At 72.4% G+C, this 4,951-nt stretch carries 7 protein-coding genes; 6 read left to right on the top strand and 1 reads right to left on the bottom strand.

Annotated elements, in window-relative coordinates; genetic code table 11:
- Positions 1-125 precede the first annotated feature (125 nt).
- Together ACFQ4O_RS15085 and trpD are read left to right on the top strand one after the other, a co-directional pair.
- Complete coding sequence (locus ACFQ4O_RS15085) at positions 126-743, top strand: anthranilate synthase component II (RefSeq protein WP_378776767.1); 618 nt, start codon at positions 126-128, stop codon at positions 741-743.
- Between the two features lie 14 nt (positions 744-757).
- The gene (gene trpD, locus ACFQ4O_RS15080) at positions 758-1,774 is read left to right on the top strand and encodes an anthranilate phosphoribosyltransferase (protein WP_378776765.1); all 1,017 of its coding nucleotides are present in this window, start codon (positions 758-760) and stop codon (positions 1,772-1,774) included.
- 4 nt (positions 1,775-1,778) lie between these two features.
- Here trpD and ACFQ4O_RS15075 read toward each other — a convergent pair whose 3' ends face one another.
- Positions 1,779-2,411: a LysE family translocator gene (locus tag ACFQ4O_RS15075; protein ID WP_378776763.1), complete on the bottom strand. Its 633-nt coding sequence runs from the start codon at positions 2,409-2,411 to the stop codon at positions 1,779-1,781.
- A 135-nt stretch (positions 2,412-2,546) separates the two neighbouring features.
- Here ACFQ4O_RS15075 and trpC point away from each other — a divergent pair, with 135 nt between their 5' ends.
- The 4 genes from trpC to moaC are packed head-to-tail and all read left to right on the top strand — an operon-like array spanning position 2,547 to position 4,818.
- Positions 2,547-3,353, top strand: a complete 807-nt coding sequence (gene trpC / locus ACFQ4O_RS15070; protein WP_378776761.1) for an indole-3-glycerol phosphate synthase TrpC — start codon at positions 2,547-2,549, stop codon at positions 3,351-3,353.
- Positions 3,354-3,370: 17 nt separating this feature from the next.
- Complete coding sequence (locus ACFQ4O_RS15065) at positions 3,371-3,949, top strand: DUF1003 domain-containing protein (protein WP_378776759.1); 579 nt, start codon at positions 3,371-3,373, stop codon at positions 3,947-3,949.
- Positions 3,939-4,301 (top strand): hypothetical protein, encoded by a 363-nt coding sequence (locus tag ACFQ4O_RS15060; protein WP_378776757.1) that lies wholly within the window; start codon positions 3,939-3,941, stop codon positions 4,299-4,301. The genes ACFQ4O_RS15065 and ACFQ4O_RS15060 overlap by 11 nt, the downstream gene beginning before the upstream one ends.
- 16 nt (positions 4,302-4,317) lie before the next feature.
- Positions 4,318-4,818, top strand: coding sequence for a cyclic pyranopterin monophosphate synthase MoaC (moaC, locus tag ACFQ4O_RS15055; protein ID WP_378776755.1), 501 nt, complete (start codon positions 4,318-4,320; stop codon positions 4,816-4,818).
- Positions 4,819-4,951 lie beyond the last annotated feature (133 nt).

Here is a 4,951-nt window from a genome sequence, read left to right as displayed (position 1 = left end):
CGGCCGCTCGACGGCGCGGCGGTGGAGCGCGCGCCGGGCGCCCTGCCCGAGGACTGAGACCGCCCCACCCGCGGCTTGACGCCGCCGCCCGCGCCGCGTTCAGTGCCGGCCCGGAGAGAGCCGACATGACCGCCGTCACCCTGATCGACAACTACGACAGCTTCACCTGGAACGTGGTGCACGCCATCGGCGCGCTCGGCGCGGAGGTGACGGTGCGCCGCAACGACAAGGTGACGGTGGACGAGGTGATGGCCTCGAAGCCCGACGCGATCGTGATCTCGCCCGGCCCCTGCACGCCCCGCGAGGCCGGCGTCTCCTGCGAGCTGATCGCGCGGGCGGCCGAGACGACCCCGATCCTCGGCGTCTGCCTCGGCCATCAGGCGATCGGCGAGGTGTTCGGCGGCGTGGTGGAGCGCGCGCCGGCGCCCGTGCACGGCAAGCTCGCACGGATCCGCCACACGGGCCGCGGCCTGTTCCGGGGCGTCAACGGCCCGCTCAACGTCACCCGCTACCACTCGCTGGTGGTGCGGCGGCAGGGCCTGCCGGAGGAGTTGGAGATCACGGCAGAGACCGAGGACGGCCTGATCATGGCGCTGTCGCACCGGACGCTGCCGGTCCACGGCGTGCAGTTCCATCCCGAAAGCATCGCCTCCGAGCAGGGCGCGACGCTGTTCGGCAACTTCCTCGACGCCGCGCGCGCCTGGAACGCCGGACGCCGGGCGCCGGCCGCCCTCGCCGGCTGAGGAGCGCGGAGCCGATGGAGAATTTCCGCGCCGTCATCGCGCATGTGGCGGAAGGCCGGGCGCTGTCGCTCGCCGAGGCCGAAGCCGCCTTCGACCACATCATGTCCGGCGAGGCGACGCCGGCGCAGATCGGCGGCTTCCTGATGGCGCTGCGCCTGCGCGGCGAGACCGTGGACGAGATCGCCGGCGCGGTGTCGGTGATGCGCGCCAAGATGACGCCCGTGGCCGCGCCCCCGGACGCGGTGGACGTGGTGGGCACCGGCGGCGACGGCGCGGGCTCGGTCAACGTCTCCACCTGCGCCGCCTTCGTGGTGGCGGGCTGCGGCGTGACCGTCGCCAAGCACGGCAACCGGGCGCTGTCGTCGAAATCGGGCTCCGCGGACGTGCTGAAGGCGCTCGGCGTCAATGTGGACGCGAGCCCCGCGCTGATCGGGCGCTGCATCGAGGACGCCGGGATCGGCTTCATGTTCGCGCCGAACCACCATTCCGCCATGCGCCATGTGGGCCCGGCCCGCGCGGAGCTCGGCGTGCGCACAATCTTCAACCTGCTGGGGCCGCTGTCGAACCCCGCCGGCGTCACCCGCCAGATGGTCGGCGTGTTCGCGCTGAAATGGGTGGAGCCCATCGCCGAGGCGCTGCGCCAGCTCGGCTCGGACCGGGCCTGGGTGGTCCACGGCTCCGACGGGCTGGACGAGATCACCACCTCCGGCGTCACCCATGTGGCGGAGCTGAAGGACGGCGCGGTGCGCGCCTTCGCCGTCTCGCCCGAGGACGCCGGCCTGTCCCGGCACGCGCCGGACGCGCTGAAGGGCGGCGACGCCGAGGCCAACGCCGACGCGCTGCGCGCGGTGCTGGACGGGGCGAAGGGCGCCTATCGCGACGTGGCGATCCTCAACGCCGCCGCCACGCTGATCGTGGCGGGCCGGGTGGAGACGCTGGTCGAGGGAGCGGAGCTTGCGGCCCACGCCATCGATTCCGGCGGGGCCTATTCGCGACTCGACGCGCTGATCCGGGTGTCGAACGGCGACTGACGCCTCAGCGACGGCTCTCGAGCGCCAGCCGCACGGCGAGCCCGCCCAGCACCAGCCCCATCAGCCAGCGCTGGACCACGGCGAACAGCGGCCAGCGGACGAACAGGGCGGCGACGGCCCCCGCCGACAGCGCGATCATGGCGTTCACGGCCACGCTGACGCCGATCTGCAGCCCGCCGAGCGCCAGCGTCTGGACGAGCACCGGGCCCGCCTGCGGATCGATGAACTGCGGCAGCAGCGCGAGATAGAGCATCGCGATCTTCGGGTTCAGCAGATTGGTCAGCAGTCCCATGGCGAACAGGCGCTTCACGCTCTCCCGCGGCAGCGCGCGCACCTGAAACGGCGATGCGCCGCCGGGCTTCAGCGCCCGCCAGGCGAGCCAGCCGAGATAGGCCGCGCCCGCCAGCCGCAGCGCGTCATAGGCGTAAGGCACGGCGAACAGCAGCGCCGTGACGCCGAAGGCCGCCGCCAGCATGTAGACCACGAAGCCCAGCGCCACCCCGCCGAGCGAGATCAGCCCCGCGCCCGCGCCTTGCGAGATGGAGCGGGAGATCAGATAGAGCATGTTGGGACCGGGGGTCAGCACCATGCCGAGCGAGAGCGCGGCGAAAGCGATCAGCGTGGCGGCGGTCGGCACGGGCGCTCTCCCGGACGGAACGGTTGCGGGCGCAGCGGGTTCGGCCCATAGATCGTCCGCTGCGGACGGCAGTTTACGCCGCCGCGCCCGTCCCGCCCCACGACAATGCGTGATGGACCGATCAAAGGCCGTGATATGACCGACATCCTCGCCCGGATCGAAGCCTACAAGCGTCGCGAGATCGCGGACGCCCGGGCCGCGCGTCCTCTGGTCGAGGTGGTCCGCGCCGCCGAGCGCGCCTCCCCGCCCCGCGGCTTCGAGGCCGCCATCCGCCGCCGGCTCAAGGCGGGCGAGACGGCGCTGATCGCGGAGATCAAGAAGGCGAGCCCGTCCAAGGGGCTGATCCGGGCCGATTTCGACCCGCCGGCGCTCGCCCGCGCCTACAGCGACGGCGGCGCGGCCTGCCTGTCCGTGCTCACCGACGGCCCGTCCTTCCAGGGCGCGCCGGACTATCTGGTGGCGGCGCGCGCGGCCGTCGACCTGCCCGTCATCCGCAAGGACTTCCTCTACGAGCCCTATCAGGTGGCCGAGGCGCGGGCGCTCGGCGCCGACTGCATCCTCGTCATCATGGCGGCCGTGACCGACGCCGAGGCCCGCAGCCTCGTGGGCGCCGCGCGCGACTTCGGCATGGACGCGCTGATCGAGGTGCATGACGGCGACGAGCTGGAGCGCGCGCTGCCGCTCGGTAGCGCCCTGATCGGCGTCAACAACCGCAACCTTCGCACCTTCGAGGTCTCGCTGGAGATGACGGAGCGCCTCGCCCACCGCATCCCGCGCGATCGCGTTCTGGTGGGCGAGAGCGGCATCTTCACGCCCGCGGACGTGGCCCGGCTCGCCGCCTGCGGCTGCCGCACACTGCTGGTGGGCGAAAGCCTGATGCGGCAGGCGGACGTGGCCGCCGCGACCCGCGCGCTGCTTGCGCCCGCGCCGGCCGCCGCCTGACACCGCCCGGAGGCGCGATGAGCGAGCACGCCGCCAACCTGCACGACAGCGCGGCGCGCTGGTTCGGCAAGGCCGTGGACGCGCTGGACGAAAGCGAGGCGCGGGCGCTGCGTCACGCCAAGTCCCGGCAGGTGCTGGCGCGGGATCCGAACGAGGCGTTCGACGATCGCATGTCCTTCGGCGAGCGCCTCGCCGACAAGGTGGCGACCTTCGGCGGCTCGTGGACCTTCATCCTGCTGTTCTGCGCCTTCCTCGTGCTGTGGGCGATCGCGAACATCTGGCTTCTGACCCGGCCGTTCGACCCCTATCCGTTCATTTTCCTGAACCTGATGCTGTCCATGCTCGCGGCGCTGCAGGCCCCCGTCATCATGATGAGCCAGAACCGCCAGTCGGCGAAGGATCGCCACAACGCCCAGCTCGACTACGAGGTGAACCTCAAGGCCGAGATCGAGATCATGGCGCTGCACGAGAAGCTGGACCGCCTGCGCGACGAGAACATCGTGGCCCTGCTCGCCAAGCAGCAGGAGCAGATCACGCTGCTGACCGAGCTCGTGGCGCGCCGGCAGGACGACGGAGGCGCCGCCGGTGCCCGTTGAGGACGGCGCGGCGGCGACGCCGGCGAACGAGCGCGCGGCCGCCATCGAGCCGGTGTTCCGCAACGGAACGATCACCGCCTTCGGCATCACGCTGTCGTTCTCGCTCGGGTTCCTGTCCCAATGGGCGTCGAGCGACGGCGTCTGGCGGCTCTATGACGGGCCGCCGGCCGCGCTCATCATCGTCGGCGCCGTGCTGCAGATCCGGGCGCTGGCGCTGCTGCTGCCGGTGGAGGGACTGGCGCGGCCAGTCTATGATCGCGCCACCCGCCTCTATCTCGCCGGACTGACGATGACCGGCCTTGGCGTCTTCGGCGCCGTGGCGGCGGACGTCGCCTCCGCCCTTCTCACTTAAGCGCCGAAGACCCTTCATGCCCGACACGACGCAGGCCGCCCTCACCCATCTGTCCGCCTCGGGCGAGGCCAATATGGTGGACGTGGGCGACAAGGACGCCACCCGCCGCGAGGCGACCGCCGAAGGCCGCGTGGTGATGGCGCCGGCGACGCTCGACCTGATCCTCGCGGGCGACGCCAAGAAGGGCGACGTGCTGGGAACCGCGCGCCTCGCCGGCATCATGGCCGCCAAGCGCACCCACGAACTCATCCCGCTCTGCCATCAGCTGCTGCTGTCCAAGGTGACGGTGGAGCTCGCGCCCGACGCCGCGCTGCCGGGCGTGGTGGTGACCGCGACCGCCCGCACCACCGGGCCGACCGGCGTGGAGATGGAGGCGCTGACCGCGGTTTCGGTGGCGTGCCTCACCGTCTACGACATGACCAAGGCCGCCGATCGCGGCATGCGCATCGAGGGCGTGCGGCTGCTGGCGAAATCCGGCGGCCGTTCCGGCGACTTCCGCGCGGGAGACGCGGCGTGAGCGCGCTGCTGCCGGTGGCGGACGCGCGCACGCGCATTCTGGCGGGGCTGTCGACGCTGCCGGCGGAGACGGTTCCGCTGGCGCAGGCGCTTGGGCGCACGCTGGCCGCGCCCCTCGCCGCCGTGCGCACCCA

The sequence above is a fragment of the Methylopila musalis genome, from assembly GCF_042679725.1.
Taxonomy (GTDB): Bacteria; Pseudomonadota; Alphaproteobacteria; order Rhizobiales; family Methylopilaceae; genus Methylopila; species Methylopila musalis.
Note: the sequence above shows the minus strand (reverse complement) of the source record. Positions and strands in the feature narration are given on the sequence as shown.